Origin of the sequence: uncultured Acetobacteroides sp. (assembly GCF_963667355.2) — a bacterium.
GTDB lineage: Bacteria > Bacteroidota > Bacteroidia > Bacteroidales > ZOR0009 > Acetobacteroides.
In genome coordinates, this window is sequence record NZ_OY763328.2 from 1,804,762 (window position 1) to 1,823,336 (window position 18,575).

An 18,575-nucleotide genomic window follows, 5' to 3' on the forward strand; every position below is an offset into this window, starting at 1 on the left:
TAGTAGCAAATATCCGTACCAGCAGGTAGAGGATTTACACAGCCGCTACTTTAAGCGAGGCAGTACGATTGCCTTATCGCGATTGCAGGTTATGCGCTCGCCGTCGAAGGTTAGCTCTGCCATCTGGAGGTAGCAGGTAAACTTATGGCCGGGGAACGGAGGCTGCGGATCCTTCTTCATGAAGGGCTCGGAGTGGTAGATGATAAAGGCGCGGTCGTTGATAACCATCACGCTGGCGTGCTTGCCATTTGCCGAGTCCATGGGGCGCTTCCCTCCGTTGGGGGTTAGGATTCGGTTCATCAGCTTCCAGGTAACGGCATCCGACGAGCGGTAAACCACAATACCGTCATCGGGGTCGGTAATCATCCAGTAGTAGCCCTTCCAGCGGAATACGTAGGGCCCCTCCTGGTACCAAATCTTGGTCAGGTCGAAGTTGTTGATATCGCCCAGCGCCTTTCCGTGAAACTGCCAGCTGAGCAGGTCGGTGCTGGTGGCGTGGTAAATGCCGCAGGGATCCTTGATGCAGTTGCGGTACCACATGTTGTACACGTTCCCAATTTTGTAGACGGTTGCGTCGATGGCCTGCGGCTCGTTGGTAACGGTGTTAACGTAGGTCCACCCCCGCTGCATGTCGGTAACCGGGGCCTTGTAGTGGTCGAGCCGGCTGGGGCCGCCCCAGGGGCCGATGGTGTCCTCCTTGTAGGTGACGAACATGTGCGCGGTATCCCCCTCGATGAAGATGCCCGGAGCCCAGTAGGTGTGCCCGGCGTCGGGCTTGCCGCCGATGCCGTTGAAGTAGCAGTACCCTACCAGTCGCCAGTTCACCAGATCCTTCGATCCGGCAATTCCGATGGGTGCCCCAACAAAGTTACCCTTGTCGAGAACCGGCCGGCTGGAGGTGTAGTAGATCCAGTACTCCTTGGCGGAGGGGTTGTACACAATTTCGGGGTCGCGGGTGCCGTTGTATATCGGATCGACGTACAAGGGCGCCGGAGGCGTGCTCATCGGCTTCTGCGAAAAGGATTTCGCGGCGGGAAGGAGCATCGTAAAACAAAGAAATACCCAAGCTCTTGCTCTCATATCGTAAAATTTTAAGCATTAGGGATGGCGCTGCTCTCCTGCAAGTGGGGCCCTTTCGCCCACCTGCCCCCGCAAGACCTTCGCTACCGGGCATCGCGCAGGGGGAGTGCCACATCCGAAGGTAAATGTAGCGATTTTGCCTGTGCGATTGCTACGTAGAGCGGCATAAAAAAGGTCTGGTAACCGGAGAAAAGCACGCTGCGGGTAGCACCAACCTCCTGCTGGGGAGGCTAACCGCGCTGTGGTGAGCCCAAAATTGACGTGGGCGGCAGAAACCACGCTGCGGCTAACACCATCCACCTGCTGGGCGACCTAACCGCGCTGTGGTTAGCCCCAAATTGACGTGGGCAGCAGAAAGCACGCTGCGGCTAGCACCAACCACCTGATGGGGAGGCTCACCGCGCTGTGGTTAGTTCCAAATTGACGTGGGCGGCAAAAAGCGCGCTGCGGCTAGCACCAACCACCTGCCGGGCGACCTAACCGCGCTGTGGTTAGCCCAAAATTGACGTGGGCGGCAGAAAGCGCGCTGCGGTTACCCCCAACCACCTGCTGGGGAGGCTAACCGCGCTGCGGTTAGCCCCAAATTGTGATGGGCGGAGGTGAGCGCGCTGTGGTTGACCAAAAAAACCTACCGAAAGCCTGCAACATTTCAAAACAATACCCTACATTTTCTGCGGCTACCACGCCGTTGCCCAGCACCACCCTCAAATAGGGTTCCACATCGGCGAATCTCGCTCATTCCGATTTTGCCCTTCAAGTCATCCCCCAAAAGCTGCCGCCATCTTGCATCTTTTTGCTTTCTTTGGCAACCCCTACGGCCGAAGAGCCGCTGCGCGAACGATCGATAATTTTGGGCAGGGCAGGCGGCGGTAGGGCAATGGCAACTAATACTAAATCTAATAATGAGTACATCAAGCGCACACCCTTCCATCTTTTCCGACTCGAAGGGCCACTACGACATTCTCGACGGCCTACGCGGCGTGGCCGCGGTGATGGTGGTCGTATTCCACCTCTTCGAAACCTTTGCGGGTGGCAACCACCTCAAGCAAATCATTAACCACGGCTACCTAGCGGTCGACTTCTTCTTTGTCCTCTCGGGCTTCGTCATCGGGTACGCCTACGACGACCGCTGGGGGAAGATGACCCTAGGCGGATTCTTCAAGCGCCGGCTCATCCGGCTGCACCCCATGATTATTATGGGGATGACAATCGGAGCCATCGGCTTCTACTTTAGCGCCTCGCCCGTGGTGTTTCCGGGCATCGGCACGGTGCCGGTTTGGCAGCTGCTGCTGACGATGCTGGTGGGCTATACGCTGCTACCAGTGCCCCCTTCCATGGAAATCCGAGGATGGGGCGAGATGCACCCGCTCGACGGCCCTGCCTGGTCGCTCTTCTTCGAGTACGTGGGCAACCTGCTCTACGCGCTCTTCATCCGTAAATTCTCCAACAAGGTGCTAGCCGTGCTGGTATTCCTTGCCGGATGTGCGCTAATACACATGACCACCACAGGTCCCAACGGCGATGTTATTGGCGGCTGGTCGCTCAACGCGCCGCAGCTGCGCATCGGCTTCACCCGGCTGATGTACCCCTTCTTTGCAGGACTACTGCTGTCGCGCCTCTGCAAGCCGGGACAGCTGCAGCACGCCTTCCTGTGGTGCAGCCTCATCGTGGTGGCGGTGCTCGCCTTCCCTAGGGTGGGCGGCAGCGAGCACCTGTGGGTAAACGGCCTCTACGACTCGCTGGCCATCATCTTCATCTTCCCGCTGGTGGTGTACATGGGCGCTAGCGGACAGGTAAAGGGGAAGCTGGCCTCCAAGGTCTGCAAGTTTTTTGGCGACATCTCGTACCCCATCTACATCATCCACTACCCGCTGATCTACATCTTCACGGCATGGGTGGTCGACAATAACGTTCCGATGGTAGACGCTTGGCCTGCCGCGCTGCTGGTGCTGGTAGCCTCCGTCGCCATAGCCTACGCCAGCCTCAAACTGTACGATATACCCGTGCGCAAGTGGCTTACCAAGCACTTCATGGCGAAGCCAGTCAGCCAAAACCATCAGGCTAAGGCTGAATTCGAAAGGATAAACGCCCAGTAGCGGCATGCTATCCTCCCGCTTGGGCGGAGATTGGAGTGAATTATGAGCGCTATGTGGCGTGAAAAATGCTTGATTTAAACAAGCAAAACCCACCCCTACCCCTCCCAAGGCGGGGATAACGGTGCCCTAGGGGCAATTGATGCTTACATCTGCAGATGCAAGGGCAAACCAGACATTTTTGGTACTTGAATCTGCAGATGCAAGGCCTCAAAGCAGGAAAGCCATTCCGAGAACAGCGGCAGCCCATTTAGCCTATCTTCGTAGCGCTAAACACCATTACCATGAAGAAAACACTACCGCTACTGCTAGCTCTCCTAGCCAGCAGCATTGCCGGTGCTCAAGACACCACGAAGTTCGGCTTTAAGTCGCAGCCCTACCTCCAAAACATGACCGAAGCGGGCGTCACCGTTATGTGGCTCACCAACCAGATGTGCACCTCGTACCTCCTCGTCGGCGAAACCGACAACCCCACCATCAAGGTGCAGACCATACACCACGGGCAGGTAGACGCCAACGTACCCGTACAGAAGATCCGCATCGCCAACCTTACCCCCGGCAAGACCTACTACTACCGGGCCGTCTCCAAGAAGATCGTCAGCTACCAGCGCTCGAAGGTGGAGTACGGAGACTCGGTGGTGAGCAAGCTGCTGTCGTTTACCCTCCCCTCGTCCAGCAAGCGCAAGTTCTCCTTCCTCTCGTTTAACGACATCCACGGCCAACCCGCCTACATCGATACTGTCTGCGCCCGATACCCCGAGTTCGACTTTGCCATCTACGATGGCGATGCCGTTAGCGACATCTTCACCGAGAAGCAGCTCCTCGACAACCTCTGCGGAAGCGCCCTTGGCCGCTACGCAGGCCTCAAACCCCTTGTCTACGTCCGTGGCAACCACGAAACCCGCGGCCCCGAGTCGCGCATCCTCGAGCGCTACGTCGATACGCCCAACGGCGAGTACTTCTACACCTTCGTCTGGGGCAACACCTGCTTTCTGGTGGTCGATTGCGGCGAGGACAAGGATGATGGCCACCCCGCCTACGGGGGGCTGAGCAGCTTCGACGGCTACCGCTCCGAAGAGGCGCTCTGGATTAAGAAGGTGGTAGCCTCCAAGGAGTGGCGAAAGGCCGAGCACCGTATCGTGTGCTCGCACATGCCCCTAACCCTCGACGACGGCGAGAAGTGGCATGGCCCCCTAGACCTAAGCCGGAAGCTAATCCCCATCCTTAACGAGGCCAACGTCGACCTGGTTATCGCCGGGCACATTCACCGGGGGCTAATCGAGAAGCCCACCCCTACCCGTAAGTACGCCGTGGTGGTTGGCGGAGGCCCCGCCTACGAGACAGGCCCCAAGAAATGCACCACGGTGATTAAGGTATCCATCGATGGCAAGAAGCTTAAGGCCGAACTCCTCCGGAGAGATGGCTCCCTGATAGACACGTACGAGAAGTAGGAAGGCAATAGGCACGACAATGGCGCAAAAAGACCAATAGCATCTCGTATTGGCATCTTTTCACCCCCTTTTTGGGAATTCAGCCACCGCTCGCAGCCGCCAATTGCCCATATATTAGCCGCACCAAAATAAACAACGAAGTATGTACCTAAAATGGATACTGGCGCTTGCCGCTGTAGCAGCAACGACAGGCTATACAATGGGAAAGGATAAAAAGATGGAGAATAAGCAAGAAACGGTCAACCGATGGTTTACGGGCCACAGCTACCTTAAAGGGCTAACCATTTATCCGCACGATTCGGTGGATAGGGTTACCTTCTACCAGCACTACCAGAAGCACCCCGAACGTTGGGATGCCACCTTTAAGTTCCTCCGCGAGACCAACCTCGACTCGCTACCGGTAGGCAAGTACAAGCTGCTGGGCGACGATGTGGTAGTTTCGGTATCCGAAGGAACCACCCGCCCCATGGGCGATACCCGCTGGGAGTTCCACAAGAAGTTCATCGACCTCCAGTACATCTACAAGGGCCGAGAGATGATGGGCTCAGCCCCCATTGGCTCGCTAACCGTAACCACCCCCTACGACGACACCAAGGATGTAGGCTTTGGCGATGTCGCCGGCGGCAGCTACTACGAGATGGAGAGCCAGAGCTTCCAGCTCTTCTTCCCTTCGGATGCCCACCGCCCCAACATTGCGGTGGCCGGCAACGACCACATCAAGAAGATTGTGGTAAAGATTAAGTTCGACTAGCCAGTATTCTGCAACAAGCAGCTACCCCCTGATATATCCCTAACTTGAACAACGCAAAAGGGCAAGCGTCAACGCTTGCCCTTTGCTATGTCTGCTAGCCTTTCGGCCTATATTTCGATTACCACTTGGTGTTACGCATATCACCCGAGTTGGCAAACTCAACGTGCATGTTGAATGCCGAAGCCAACGAGTGTGGGGTGTGTGCAGCGCCACCCTTCTTGATGTAATCCCAAAGCATTTGCTTGTAATCGGGGTGTACGCAGTTTTCGATGATGGCTTGCGCACGCTCGGCTGGAGACTTTCCGCGGAGGTCGGCAACACCTTGCTCGGTGATGACAACCTTAACGGAGTGCTCGCTATGGTCGTGGTGGCTAACCAAAGGAACGATGGTCGAAATCTTACCACCCTTAGCAGTTGATGGGCAGGTATAGATGGAGAAGTAGGCGTTACGGGTAAAGTCGCCAGAACCTCCAATACCGTTCATCATCTTAGAGCCAAGTACGTGGGTACTGTTGATATTTCCGAAGATATCGGCCTCTAGCGCGGTGTTGATGGTGATCAAGCCTAAACGACGAGCAACCTCTGGGTTGTTCGAGATCTCCTGTGGACGAAGAACAAGCTTATCCTTGAAGAAGTCCATGTTGGCGTAGATATCGTCGAGCACCTCGCTGGTTACGGTTAGCGAGCAACCGCTGGCAAAGGTTACGTTTCCTTCCTTCATCAAACCGATAACGGCATCCTGGATAACCTCGGTGTACATGGTGAAAGGTGGAATATCGGGGTTGGCGCCTAGCGAGGCCAATACGGCGTTGGCAATGTTACCTACACCCGATTGGATTGGAAGGAACTCTCTAGGAATGGTTCCGTTCTTAATTTGAGCAGCAAGGAATTCGGCTACGTTCTCGCCAATCTTTGCGGTAGTTGGATCAACTGGAGCAAAGCCACCAACTTGGTCGGGTGCGTTGGTTTCAACGATACCTACGATCTTGCTGGGGTCAACCTTCAGAAGAGGCGATCCGGCACGGTCCTTAACGGTGTATACTGGAATTTCGCGACGGTAAGGTGGATCAAGGGGCTCGTAGATGTCGTGCATACCCAAAAGGCTCTTGGGGTGACGGCTGTTGAGCTCGATGATGATCTTATCGGCCAACTTAGCAATGGTTGGTGCGATACCAACGCCAGAGGTTAGCAGGATCTCGCCATTGTCGGTAATATCGGCAGCCTCAATAACGGCAATGCGAACCTTTCCAAGGAATCCGTAGCGAAGCTCCTGAGGAAGCTGCGAAAGGTGCATGTCGAAGTACTTGGCATCTCCCTTGTTCAGCGAAGCCCTAAGGTCGCCATTCGATTGGTAGGGGGTACGGAACAGAACAGCGTTAGCGCGGGCCAGCTCTCCGTCGAGCGAGTCGCCGGTAGAGGCTCCGGTGATGACCCCAATTTTGAATTCACGCCCCTTGGCATGCTCTTCGCGAGCCTTTGCGGCAATAGCACCAGGCACCACCTTAGGAGCACCTGCTGGGGTAAATCCACTGAATCCTACAAGGTCGCCATTATTAACCAACGATGCGGCCTCTTCTGCTGAAATTAACTTATAGCGCATATTATCTAAAAAATTTTGAGTACTCTCCGTTTTTCGGCCTACGAAAGTAAGACATTTTGCAGCTCGATGTACCCCTTTTTTTGGGTTATAAAACATATCCAGCTATTTATAACATCGTACCCTGCAAGAGTAGAGCAAAGCGACTCCCCCATTTTGGAGCTGCGCTGGTGGCGTGCCTACCGCCAGCCGATTCCCCAGCAAGTTGGGCCGTTTATAGCTTGGCTCCACATGGCGATACCACAACGATAGCGCTTAGCGGTGGCTTATGTCAGCGTCCTCGGTGGCTTAAGCCTGCGTCGGAGGTGGACTATGCCTGCGCCAAACCGCCCCAGGCCAGCCAAAAACGGCGAAGGTGCCCCAGCCGCAGCCGAAGCACCTTCCCGGTATCTCATTTTTACCGATTGCTACTGGAAGAACTCGTCCTCCTTCTTGGGCTCCTCGGCCGGCTGGCTGGCGCAGTCGAAGGTCACATCGGGCATCACCGCCGGGCGCTCGAAGCTCAGGTTGGGCTTCAGCGGAATGGTGGCATCGTTGTACACCTTGGTGATGAACTTGGCGAATACGGGCATGGCCACCGCAGCTCCCTCGCCCCTATTGGTAAGGTGGATGGAGCGCTCCTCGCCGCCCACCCAGGTTCCGGCCACCAGGCGTGGGGTGATGCCGATAAACCAGCCATCGGAGTTGTTGTTGGTGGTACCCGTCTTGCCGGCAACATCGCCCGGTACACCGTAGGAATTGGGTGAAGTAAGCTTATTAGCAGTACCTCCTCTAACCACGCCCTTTAGCATCTCAATCATCACGTAGGCCGTTTGGTCGCTGATAGCCTCGTTCTTTGCAGGAGCAAAGTTGGCCAGCGTGTTGCCGTGCTTATCCTCGATGCGGAGCACGGTGATGGGCTCCACGTGTACCCCCTTGTTGACGAAGGTGCCGTAGGAGCTCACCATCTCCAGAAGCGTAATGTCGGATGGGCCAAGGCAGATGGAGACCACCGGATCGAGCGGGCTGTGGATGCCCATCTTGTGAGCTAGGTCGACCACCGCCTGAGGCGAGAACTGCTTCATCAGGTAGGCCGATATGTTGTTGATGGAGTGCGCTAGGCCAAACTTGAGCGTTACCATCTTGCCGTTAAACGGCTCGAGGTACTTAGCCGAAGCATTCTTAGGTGTCCACGTATTGCCATCGCCCAGATCGAAGGTCACCGGGATGTTGGGCGCTTGGTCGCAGGGCGTCATCCCCTCCTGCATGGCCAGGGTGTACAGGAACGGCTTAAAGGTCGATCCCACCTGGCGCTTCCCCTGGTAAACCTGGTCGTACTTGAAGTGCTCGAAGCTGGGGCCGCCCACCCACGCCTTCACGTTGCCCGACTGGGGCTCGATGGCCACAAAGCTGGCGCGCAGGAATCGCTTGTAGTACTTGATGGAGTCCATCGGCGTCATGGTCGTATCGATGTCGCCCTTATAGCTGAACACGCTCATGTCAACAGGCGTGCCGAAGTTCTTGTCGATCTCCTCCTGCGAGGCCCCCGCGTTGAGCAGGTTACGGTAGCGCTCAGTCTGCATCACCGCATTCGCCAGCAGCTGCTTTGCCTTCTCGCTGCTGATGTCGCTGGAGTAGATACGGTAGTTCGAGCGCTTCTGCTGGGCATCGAAATCCTTCTGCACCGTGTTGGCCATATGATCCTTCAGCGCCTCCTCGGCATACCGCTGCAGCTTCGAGTTGACGGTGGTGTAGATCTTCAGCCCATCCCTATATATATTGTATGGTGTGCCATCGGGCTTCAGGTTCTTGTTGCACCATCCGTACAGCGGATCGGTGTTCCACTTCTCCAAGTCCTCCTTGTACTGCTCCTGGTCGAGGTAGTCGCCAGAGCTAGGCTTCTTGGCGGTTAGGGTAATACGAAGCATCTCCCTGAAGTAGGGGGCAACCCCCCCCGTGTTGTCCATCGGGCTAAACTTAAGCTTGATGGGAAGGGCCGAGAGCGAGTCGAGCTGCTCTTGGGAGAGCAAATCGTTGCTGTACATTTTTTCGAGGACGAAGTTTCGCTTAGCCGTCGCTCGCTCCTCGTGCCGAATGGGATTGTAGCGCGAGGGAGCGTTGAGCATACCTACCAGTAGGGCCGACTCCTCGGCGGTAAGATCGGCAGGTGCCTTGTCGAAGTATATCTTCGAGGCCGTTTTAACCCCCCAGGCGTTATTCCCAAAGGGAACCATATTAAGGTACATGGACAGAATCTCCTCCTTGGTGTAGTTACGCTCCAGCTTCACGGCAACAATCCACTCCTTAAACTTGGTGATCACCAGATTTGCCTTGCGGACAAGCCCCGAATGGCTGGAGGTATCGCGGGGGAAAAGCTGCTTAGCCAGCTGCTGGCTGATGGTACTCCCACCTCCCTGAGTCTCATTCCCCATCATAATGGTCTTCACGAAAACGCGGGTCAACCCCCTAAAGTCGATCCCCGAGTGGTTGTAGAACCGAACATCCTCGGTAGAAATAAGCGCGCTTACCAGGTTAGGCGATATCTCGTCGTAGCTAACAAACGAACGGTTTTGCACGTAGAAGGTACCCAAAAGCTGGCCATCATCCGAGATAATCTCCGTGGCAAGGTTGCTCGAAGGGTTTTCGAGCTGCTCAAAAGTGGGAAGCGGGCCAAACACCCCCAATCCAATAAGGCTGAAAACCAGCAAGAGTAGGATAAATGGGGCCGATGCAACTCCCCAAAACCAAAGTAAAAACTTGCGCCTAAGCTCTTTATTATTATTGCTCATAGTATCGATTTTGCGTGACGACAAAGGTATAAATCTATACAATTAATATAAAATTTTGTCTTGGCGTTTGAAATTCTTTATTTTGCACCCAATTAATCAATGGTATTCTGTACAAAAGTTTATTATGCAAGAAAACCTCGTTATTGTTGAGTCACCTGCAAAGGCTAAGACAATAGAAAAATTTTTGGGAGAGAATTTTCTCGTCAAGTCGAGTTACGGGCACATCCGCGACCTGTCTAAAAAGAACTTAGGCATCGACATCGAGCACAATTTCTTGCCGGAATACATCATTTCCGACGATAAAGTTAAGGTTGTACAGGAGCTTCGAAGCTTGGTCAAAAAGGCAAAAACCGTCTGGCTAGCCTCCGATGAAGACCGCGAGGGAGAAGCCATTGCCTGGCACCTTGCGGAAGTTCTGGGACTCGATCCTGCTCAAACCAAGCGCATCGTATTCCACGAGATCACCAAAGAAGCCATACAGAACGCCATTAAAACCCCCCGTACCGTAGACCTTAACCTTGTGAATGCCCAACAGGCCCGCCGAATCCTCGACCGCCTAGTGGGCTTTGAACTTTCTCCCCTTTTGTGGAAAAAGGTTAAGCCATCGCTATCAGCAGGACGCGTGCAGTCGGTTGCCGTTAGGCTAATCGTAGAGCGCGAGCGCGAAATAATGGCCTTCACCCAAACATCCAACTTCAAGGTTACCGGCCAGTTCGAGCCCAACAGCAAGGAGTACCAGCTTAAGGCAGAGCTCGACCGCCGCTTCGAAGAAAAGGAGCAGGCGTACAAGTTCCTCGAACGCTGCATAGGTGCAAGTTTCTCCATATCCAACGTCGATAAAAAGCCGGGCAAGCGATCGCCAGCGGCACCCTTTACCACATCAACGCTACAGCAGGAGGCTGGTCGTAAGCTTGGCTACTCGGTAAGCCAAACCATGACCATCGCCCAAAAGCTATACGAAGCAGGTCTTATCACCTACATGCGTACCGACTCGGTAAACCTCTCCGACACCGCCATCTTTGCTGCCGAAAAGACAATTAAGTCGATGTACGGAGCCGAATACCACAACAAGCGCCAGTACAGAACAAAAGCAAAAGGAGCACAGGAAGCGCACGAAGCTATTCGTCCAACCTACATGGAGAACGCTACCGTTAACGGTACTCCGCAGGAAAAGAAGCTCTACGAGCTCATATGGAAGCGCACCATCGCCTCGCAAATGAGCGATGCAATTACCGAAAAGACCACCATTACCATTGGCGCGCCAACCCTCGAGGAAAAGTTCGTGGCTACCGGCGAAATCGTAAAGTTCGACGGCTTCCTAAAGGTCTACAAGGAATCTGCCGATGATGAAAACGGCGAAGATGAAGCCGAAGTATTGCTTCCTCCTATCAAGGTTGGCGAGCAGCAGAATGCCAAGGAGATCACCGCAGTTCAACGCTTTGCCCAACGTCCTCCACGCTACGCAGAGTCTAGTTTGGTAAAAAAGATGGAGGAGCTTGGGATTGGGCGTCCATCCACCTACGCACCAACCATATCCACCATCATCAACCGCGGATACGTTCTCAAGGAAGATAGAGCCGGATTCGAACGCAACATCGAAACAATCTCCCTCAAAAAGGATAAGATAACCGAAAAGGTTGCCAAGGAAAACTATGGTGCCGAAAAGGCAAAACTCTTCCCAAGCGACATCGGCATGCTAGTAACTGACTTCCTGTCGGAGCACTTCAGCAACATCATGAACTACGACTTCACCGCCAAGGTGGAGAAGGACTTCGACATCATTGCCGAAGGTAAAATAAAGTGGGAAGAGATGATAGGCCGATTCTACTCTCCTTTCCATAAGGATGTAGAGATGACAATGGAAAACTCGACCCCAACTAAGGGTGAAAAAGTGCTTGGGGTTGATCCCAAAACAGGTAAAGCAGTATCGGTTCGTATAGGAAGATTTGGACCAATTGCACAGCTTGGCACTTCGGAAGAAGAACCAGCATACGCAGGTTTACTTAAAGGTCAACTTATCGAGACCATCACCCTCGAAGAGGCCTTAAAGCTATTCGAATTCCCTAGGAATCTGGGAGAGTACGAAGAAAAGGCTGTTCAAGTTGGCATCGGAAGATTTGGACCATACGTAAAGCATGCCAGCAAGTACGTATCAATACCTAAAACCGATTCGCCAAGTGAGATTAACCTCGAACGTGCCATCGAGCTTATAGAGGCCAAGCGCAAGGCTGACATCGAAAAGGTTATCAAAACATTTGTTGAAGAGCCAGAACTTCAGGTGCTGAATGGCCGATTCGGTCCTTACATAGCTTTTAATGGGGCAAACTACAAAATCCCCAAAACGACAGACCCTAAGGCTCTAACTCTTGAAGAGTGCCGCACTATTGTTGAATCGCAAGCGTCTACCGTTAAGGCAAAGCCCAAAGCAAAAGCAGCAACCAAAAAGGGTACAACAACAAAGGCAAAAGCCGCGACAACGAAAAAGGCATCAACAAAAGGAACAACAACAAAGAAGACAACTACGAAGAAACCCAAATGATAGTTGCCGACCACTTAATACCACTAACAGACAGCCTACGAAACCAATTCGCAAAAGGCTCTGTTGCCGATAAGGCCTACTTCTGCACAGGAGATGAGCAGATGGAAGACATTCCGGCAGGATCAATTGCGCTTATATTTGCCGATCCTGTCGCAAACAATAGGTATGCAAGCGAGATGCTTGCTTTGTTAGGACAAATGTTCCCCTCTTGGGAAGCGATAAAGGTGGTTGTGCTTGGTAATCTCATAACATCTGACAACAACAACTACAACTGCTCCTCGTTTACAGAAGTAATTGAAAAAGCGCTTAAGTCGGGTTTATACCCTATCGTAATCTCCAGCGAATCAAATTATGCCAAAATCATTTGTGAGGTTTACAGTAGAATATCTCCATTACAGTTAGGATTTATTTCTCCTGCACTAAGCAGCCACTTACCCAACGGTCTTCCTAACCTAGTTGGAATGGTTGATGATTTTGGGTTGAGCAAAGACAACAGCATCTCAGTTATTGCAAATCAGGTTTACTATTCTGATAGCAGTTGGGAATCGAACATGAAAGGCACATACTACCAGCAAGCCCGCCTAGGAGCCATTCGTACCGCAATGCCGTCTGCCGAGCCATTGCTTCGCGACTCAAACCTTCTTTTTGTTGATTTGAACTCAGTTCGAAATTCGGACTTTTCGTCAACATCGTCACCAACTCCCAATGGGCTATATGCAGAAGAGATCTGCCAGTTGATGCGGTACGCCGGTTACTCCGACAACTTAAAGTGCATGTTCATTTCTGGTTTTGACACGCTCAAGTTAACTGAAAACGAGATTGATATCACTCTCGTTGCTCAACTTCTTTGGCATGCACTAGACGGCTTAGCATCACGAAAAAATGAATTACCAGGATTAACATCCTTTTTATCAAAAGAGTTCTATCTTGACTTAGGCGAACAAGAGCCCTTAACCCTTAACTTTATGCAAAGCCAAAATACGGGAAGATGGTGGCTCTACGTACCTACTGCCAATGGCGCCGGACGCTGGATAGCATGCGATGCAGAAGACTACGAACGAGCGAAACACCATGAACTTCCCTACCGATGGATTTGCCTATACAACCTAATTGGTTAGCGCTCATTATTAACGACATCCCCTTTCTTTACATAAAATAAGAATTTGGCCATGTGTTAATTTGTTTGAAACTGTTATTTTTATTTATATTTACACGCTAACTAAGAATATCAATGAAGAGCGAAATAAGTAAAATTAGCCTTGTTATTGCACTTTCACTTAACTGGATAGTTTCTTTTGCCCAGCAGGATTCGCAGTATTCTCAATATATGTTTACCCCATATACGCTGAATGCGGCCGCAGTTGGTAGCGATGGCCTAGCACATATTTATGGTGGCGCTCGCTTGCATCAGGTAGGGCTTGATGCTGAAGGAAGAAGAACATCTGCCGGATTTATTTTTCCGTTTAACATTTCTAAATTGAGAAATGGGTTTGGAATATTGGTAACAGATGATAAATTTGCGTACAATAAGAATTTGACAATACGAGGGAATTATGCCCTCCAGTTTAAGTTGGATGATAAGGGAGTTAATAATTTGGGAATTGGCGTTGGGTTTGGAGTGTTAAATGGAGTGGTCGATAATTCGTTAGCCAAAAAATCTAACACTGTTTTACCTTGGATAAACACAGGTAAATTTACTTCAACCTCAATAGACTTAGGTGTTGGTGTATTTTTTACGAGTTCTCGCTTCTACTGCGGAATCTCCGCCAACCACCTAAATAGTCCAAAAATTCCGCTAGACAATTTGACGTATACCTTAAAGCAGACGTTTTACGTTACTTCGGGATATATGATGCCAATTGCCGATTCGAAATTCTCTTTTTATCCATCCTTTTTAGTACAAACCGAATTTGTAGCTACACAAGTAGCCTTATCTGGGGTATTCGATTACAACCAGAAACTTTGGTTTGGAGGATCGTATCGAATAGATGATGCGGCTACGGCGCTTGTTGGATTCAAACTGTTTAAAAACTTACAAGTGGGATATTCCTATGACTACTTACTCTCCCCATTAGGGAAGTATTCTAGTGGGTCCCATGAGTTTTTTCTGACATACTCTTTCTCGCTGAAGAGGGATAAAACCCCTTCAGGATACAAGAGCATCAGATTTTTGTAAAACGTGTGTGTAAAAAAATTATTGCCTTATAAAGTTGTACCAATATGAGAAGATGTTTCCAATTATGCGCCCTCTTTGCTCTTTTGAGCAGTTGTGGTCCTAATGTGGGTGGAGAGCTGGTAGGTGTTGAGGGAAGAAGTGCCACGCCAGAAACACCTCCTTTTGAGATGGTGTATGTGCCTGATGGTTCATATACCCAAGGAGTAGGAGATGAAGATGCGTCATACGCTATGACCGCAACTACAAAAACGATTACTGTCGAGGGTTTTTGGATGGATCAAACCGAGATTACCAATAACAAGTATCGCCAATTCGTTAACTACGTTATAGACTCTATATCGAAGGTAATGTTGATTAATGGCGGCTTGGACGAGTTCGGCATTTCGGAAGACGAGTTCGGAAACCCAATTGATCCTCCAGTAATCAATAAGCGTGCTCAAATCGACCCCCGTAGCGAAGATCAAAAAGAAATTTTAAAGGATCTTTACTACCAAGGTGACGAGATGTTCTATCGCCGCAAAGAGATTGACACACGAAAGCTTAACTACGAGTATTATTGGTACGACATTCCTCAAGCTGCAAACAAGAAGAACCGGTACAACTTCGATAAGCAAAAGTACGAGGGATCAATAGTTAAAGCGGATGGTAAGGTTGAACCTATTCGTAATCGAGGATCGTTTATCATGCGTAACGTTGTAAATGTATACCCCGATACACTTTGTTGGAGTGCTGATTTCTCATACTCGTACAATGACCCTACAACTTCAACCTACTTCTGGCAACCCAACTACGACGACTATCCTGTTGTTGGGGTTACTTGGAAACAGGCATTCGCCTTCTGCATTTGGAGAACGAACTTCTTGCGTGACTTCCTTAGCGAACGCGGTGAATCTCCGGTTCACGAATACCGTCTTCCTACCGAAGCAGAATGGGAATATGCTTCACGAGGCGGAATTGATTTAAATATGTACCCATGGGGTAACTACTATACCAGAAACCAGAAAGGCTGCTTCATCGCAAACTTTAAACCTCTACGAGGGAATTACTCCGATGATGGTGGTGTAAAAACAGTAGCTGTGGCTTCCTACGAACCCAACGACTATGGTCTTTACGACATGGCGGGTAACGTTGCAGAGTGGACAAGTGATGCGTTTGACGAAAGTGCGTACTCATTAACCCATGACCTTAATCCTAGCTACCAGTACAATGCTAAGCCTAACGATAAACCTGCAAGAAAACGCAAGGTAATTCGAGGTGGTTCATGGAAAGACGTACAGCACTTCATTCAATCTTCCGCACGTGCTTACGAATATCAAGATACCGCACGCTCATACATTGGATTCCGTTGTGTGCGTTCGTTAATAGGGGGTAATTTTTAAATCTGGGAATTATGAAAGGGAGTTTAGACACCTTGGTACAGTCTGAAGGCTGGAAAAAATTTATGGCAAAGCTTTACGGATGGGGAGCTAGTGCCGTAATTGTTGGAGCGTTATTCAAAATTATGCACTGGAAGGGTGCTGGACCTATGCTTGTTATAGGAATGGGAACAGAAGCTGTGATTTTCTTCTTCTCAGCATTTGAGCCTATCCCCGAAGAGTATGATTGGAAACTCGTATTTCCAGAATTAGTTCTTAAAGACGAAGAAAACCTAGAAAAAATCAGAGAGGACCGAAAGAAAGAGAAAGAGGTTAGGACTCCTAATCAAACAGGAAACGTTTCTGGCATGGTTAATATTCCAAACTTAGACATCTCCATAGATCAAGGTTCTATTGATAAAGTAAATAAGGGACTAGGAGATCTCGCAAATGCAGCATCAAAAATTGCTGATATTTCTGGAGTCACCCTAGTTGTAGATGATTTTTCTGGCAAACTACAAAAGGCTTCAGCAGGTGTTGAAGAGCTAAATGGTCAAATTGGCACATCGAGCAAAAAATTAGGAGAGTCTGTTGATGTTCTTAGCAATTCTTTCCTTAATGGAGTTAGCTCAGTAGACCAAGCGGGCAATGCTTTGGTAGAAGGCGTTAAGCAAGCGACCGATACGCTTTCACAAAGCCTAAAAGAGAGTGCTTCATCAATGACCTCTCATTTTGAGAAAGCCGGTACAACCGTAGAAAATACCATATCTGCAAGCACCAAAGATCTTTCAGAAAAGATTTCTCAATCTGCTAATGTACTATCGTCATCATTCGAAAAGGTAAGCCATCAAGTTCTTGCCGATTTAGAAGCCGTAAAGATTGGCAATGGAAATCAACAAAAAAACATTGAGACCCTGAATAAAAACTTGGCAACTCTAAACTCAATATATGAGTTGCAAATTCAAGAAACCGACAAGCACCTTAAGAACTCAAATAGTCTTTACCAAGGTGTTGAAGGTATGATTAAAGACATTCGCTTATCAGTTGAGGAAACACAGAAGTTCCGTCAAAGCATGCATGCCCTGAACTCGAATATCACCTCGCTAAACGACGTTTATGGGAATATGCTAACAGCGATTCAGGCTGTTCATAACAACTAATTGATTAACTATTTGACGTTATGGGTCACGGAAAAGAAACACCAAGGCAGAAAATGATTGGGATGATGTATTTGGTGCTAACAGCAATGTTAGCGCTGAATGTATCTGCTGAAGTGTTGGAAGCGTTTGTTCTTGTAGATAACGGGTTGAACCAAACATTGAAGAGTTTTCGATCGAAAAACGAAGACTACTATAACTTGATTGCTGCAGCTGATAGGAATAACGAAGCAAAGGCAAAAAAGTGGATGGACAAATCCTTAATCTTAAAGGAAAAATCCCTAGAGCTATGCAAGTACATTGAAGAGGTAAAGATTAGTATTGTAAAAACTGCTGACGGCGAGAAAGCCGAAGCCGTTTCAAGTACTGGCGTAGATGGTCATAAGGTAGAGAATAAAAGTGACACAAGCGTTCCTGCAAACATCCTTTTAGGACCTAGCGAAAATGGTAAAGCGTATGAAATAAAGAAGCGCATAGAAAAGTACAAGGGCGAAATTCTTGGATTAATCGATGAAAAAAATCGCTTCCCTGTTCTCGTACAAACCATAAATAGAATACTCGACACACAAGACCCTCCTTTGACTAAAGAAGGAGAAAGAAGGACTTGGGCGTCCGTCCGATTCGAAGGAGTACCGCTTATATCAACGCTTCCTTTGCTATCGAACATGCAGGTTGACGTTCTGAACTGCGAAGCGCTATTACTCGACCACTTCTTCAAGCAAATTGATGCTCAGGATGTGCGTGTAAATGCATTTGACGTTGTTGTTATCCCAGAATCTTCAACTATTCTTAAGGGAGAAACGTTTAAGGCAAACGTTATGCTTGCTGCCTACGATAAGACACAGCTACCAAGCATCTCGGTTAACGGGGCAGCCTGTAAAATAGAAGAAGGTAAGGGCATCTACCAAGCAATTGGAAACACGCTTGGAGAAAAAAGCCTCAAGTGTCAGGTGATCGTAAAGGGTCCTGATGGAATAGCTCAAAAGTACGAGAAGGAGTACAAGTATCAGGTTATACAGCCTATGTTTACCGTTTCTCCTACCAAGATGAACGTGCTATACCGAGGTATTGACAATCCGGTAGAACTTAGCGTATCAGGTGTTCCTAACGAAAACGTGATGGTTGACGTTACCAACGGCTCTATTCGCAAATCGGGAGGTGGATTCTTAATTAATCCTGGTGCTGGTCATACCTGCGAGGTGCGAGTTTTTGCCAAAATAGGTGCAGCAAAAAAACTAATGGGGACATCTAGCTTCCGCGTGAAGCAGCTACCGCTACCGACACCAAGGCTCGACGGAGCAACCTCAAAATACATAAGTAAATCGGTTCTCCGATCTTCATTAGGCATAAGGGCTGAGATGCCGAAAGATTTTGACTTCGATTTAAGGTACAATGTACGCTCGTTTGTTGTTACTGGCCGAAATAGAGATGGGTACGATATGAACGAAAGTTCAAGCAGTGCATCCTTTACGAACAGCCAGAAAAACATGTTTAACAATATTACAACGGGTCAGCAAGTTGTAATTTCAGAAATAAAAGCAGTTGGCCCAGATGGAAAAATTGTTGAGTTAAATGATTTAGTATATAAAATTAGATAGCCATGAGAAT

Annotated in this window: 12 protein-coding genes; 9 read left to right on the plus strand and 3 right to left on the minus strand. The window is 49.9% G+C overall.

From position 1 onward, the window contains the following. Positions 1-45: 45 nt before the first annotated feature. Positions 46-1,080 (minus strand): family 43 glycosylhydrolase, encoded by a 1,035-nt coding sequence (locus ACHZA1_RS07460; protein WP_320054611.1) that lies wholly within the window; start codon positions 1,078-1,080, stop codon positions 46-48. 902 nt (positions 1,081-1,982) lie between these two features. Between ACHZA1_RS07460 and ACHZA1_RS07465 the strand changes: the two genes are divergently transcribed. From ACHZA1_RS07465 to ACHZA1_RS07475, 3 genes are all read left to right on the plus strand, one after another. Further along, a complete protein-coding gene (locus tag ACHZA1_RS07465; protein WP_320054612.1) occupies positions 1,983-3,176 on the plus strand; it encodes an acyltransferase in 1,194 nt (397 codons plus the stop codon). A 281-nt stretch (positions 3,177-3,457) separates the two neighbouring features. Beyond that, complete coding sequence (locus ACHZA1_RS07470; protein ID WP_320054613.1) at positions 3,458-4,624, plus strand: FN3 domain-containing metallophosphoesterase family protein; 1,167 nt, start codon at positions 3,458-3,460, stop codon at positions 4,622-4,624. Between the two features lie 142 nt (positions 4,625-4,766). Then, entirely contained in the window at positions 4,767-5,375 is a 609-nt protein-coding gene (locus ACHZA1_RS07475) for a YhcH/YjgK/YiaL family protein (RefSeq protein WP_320054614.1), read from the plus strand. Positions 5,376-5,493: 118 nt separating this feature from the next. Here ACHZA1_RS07475 and ACHZA1_RS07480 read toward each other — a convergent pair whose 3' ends face one another. Continuing rightward, positions 5,494-6,975, minus strand: a complete 1,482-nt coding sequence (locus tag ACHZA1_RS07480) for an acetyl-CoA hydrolase/transferase family protein (RefSeq protein WP_320054615.1) — start codon at positions 6,973-6,975, stop codon at positions 5,494-5,496. A gap of 404 nt (positions 6,976-7,379) precedes the next feature. Continuing rightward, on the minus strand, positions 7,380-9,740 hold the full coding sequence (locus ACHZA1_RS07485; protein ID WP_320054616.1) for a transglycosylase domain-containing protein: 2,361 nt from the start codon (positions 9,738-9,740) through the stop codon (positions 7,380-7,382). A gap of 124 nt (positions 9,741-9,864) precedes the next feature. On the opposite strand from ACHZA1_RS07485, the gene topA reads away from it, so the two are divergent. The 6 genes from topA (at position 9,865) to gldM (ending at position 18,565) form a co-directional block, all read left to right on the plus strand. Further along, complete coding sequence (topA, locus tag ACHZA1_RS07490) at positions 9,865-12,279, plus strand: type I DNA topoisomerase (RefSeq protein ID WP_320054617.1); 2,415 nt, start codon at positions 9,865-9,867, stop codon at positions 12,277-12,279. Continuing rightward, entirely contained in the window at positions 12,276-13,397 is a 1,122-nt protein-coding gene (locus tag ACHZA1_RS07495) for a hypothetical protein (RefSeq protein ID WP_320054618.1), read from the plus strand. The genes topA and ACHZA1_RS07495 overlap by 4 nt, the downstream gene beginning before the upstream one ends. Positions 13,398-13,510: 113 nt before the next feature. Further along, positions 13,511-14,455, plus strand: coding sequence for a PorP/SprF family type IX secretion system membrane protein (locus tag ACHZA1_RS07500; protein ID WP_320054619.1), 945 nt, complete (start codon positions 13,511-13,513; stop codon positions 14,453-14,455). A 44-nt stretch (positions 14,456-14,499) separates the two neighbouring features. Continuing rightward, the gene (locus tag ACHZA1_RS07505; RefSeq protein ID WP_320054620.1) at positions 14,500-15,834 is read left to right on the plus strand and encodes an SUMF1/EgtB/PvdO family nonheme iron enzyme; all 1,335 of its coding nucleotides are present in this window, start codon (positions 14,500-14,502) and stop codon (positions 15,832-15,834) included. Positions 15,835-15,845: 11 nt separating this feature from the next. Further along, entirely contained in the window at positions 15,846-16,970 is a 1,125-nt protein-coding gene (gldL, locus tag ACHZA1_RS07510; protein ID WP_320054621.1) for a gliding motility protein GldL, read from the plus strand. Positions 16,971-16,990: 20 nt separating this feature from the next. Continuing rightward, the gene (gene gldM, locus ACHZA1_RS07515) at positions 16,991-18,565 is read left to right on the plus strand and encodes a gliding motility protein GldM (protein ID WP_320054622.1); all 1,575 of its coding nucleotides are present in this window, start codon (positions 16,991-16,993) and stop codon (positions 18,563-18,565) included. Positions 18,566-18,575 lie beyond the last annotated feature (10 nt).

What these genes read in the sequence shown, in the direction of transcription:
- ACHZA1_RS07500 (WP_320054619.1), top strand. Translation starts at nt 13,511, where the DNA reads ATGAAGAGCGAAATAAGTAAAATTAGCCTTGTTATTGCACTTTCACTT.
- ACHZA1_RS07485 (WP_320054616.1), bottom strand. Translation starts at nt 9,740, where the DNA reads ATGAGCAATAATAATAAAGAGCTTAGGCGCAAGTTTTTACTTTGGTTT.
- ACHZA1_RS07470 (WP_320054613.1), top strand. Translation starts at nt 3,458, where the DNA reads ATGAAGAAAACACTACCGCTACTGCTAGCTCTCCTAGCCAGCAGCATT.
- topA (WP_320054617.1), top strand. Translation starts at nt 9,865, where the DNA reads ATGCAAGAAAACCTCGTTATTGTTGAGTCACCTGCAAAGGCTAAGACA.
- ACHZA1_RS07505 (WP_320054620.1), top strand. Translation starts at nt 14,500, where the DNA reads ATGAGAAGATGTTTCCAATTATGCGCCCTCTTTGCTCTTTTGAGCAGT.
- ACHZA1_RS07460 (WP_320054611.1), bottom strand. Translation starts at nt 1,080, where the DNA reads ATGAGAGCAAGAGCTTGGGTATTTCTTTGTTTTACGATGCTCCTTCCC.
- ACHZA1_RS07495 (WP_320054618.1), top strand. Translation starts at nt 12,276, where the DNA reads ATGATAGTTGCCGACCACTTAATACCACTAACAGACAGCCTACGAAAC.
- ACHZA1_RS07475 (WP_320054614.1), top strand. Translation starts at nt 4,767, where the DNA reads ATGTACCTAAAATGGATACTGGCGCTTGCCGCTGTAGCAGCAACGACA.
- ACHZA1_RS07480 (WP_320054615.1), bottom strand. Translation starts at nt 6,975, where the DNA reads ATGCGCTATAAGTTAATTTCAGCAGAAGAGGCCGCATCGTTGGTTAAT.
- ACHZA1_RS07465 (WP_320054612.1), top strand. Translation starts at nt 1,983, where the DNA reads ATGAGTACATCAAGCGCACACCCTTCCATCTTTTCCGACTCGAAGGGC.
- gldL (WP_320054621.1), top strand. Translation starts at nt 15,846, where the DNA reads ATGAAAGGGAGTTTAGACACCTTGGTACAGTCTGAAGGCTGGAAAAAA.
- gldM (WP_320054622.1), top strand. Translation starts at nt 16,991, where the DNA reads ATGGGTCACGGAAAAGAAACACCAAGGCAGAAAATGATTGGGATGATG.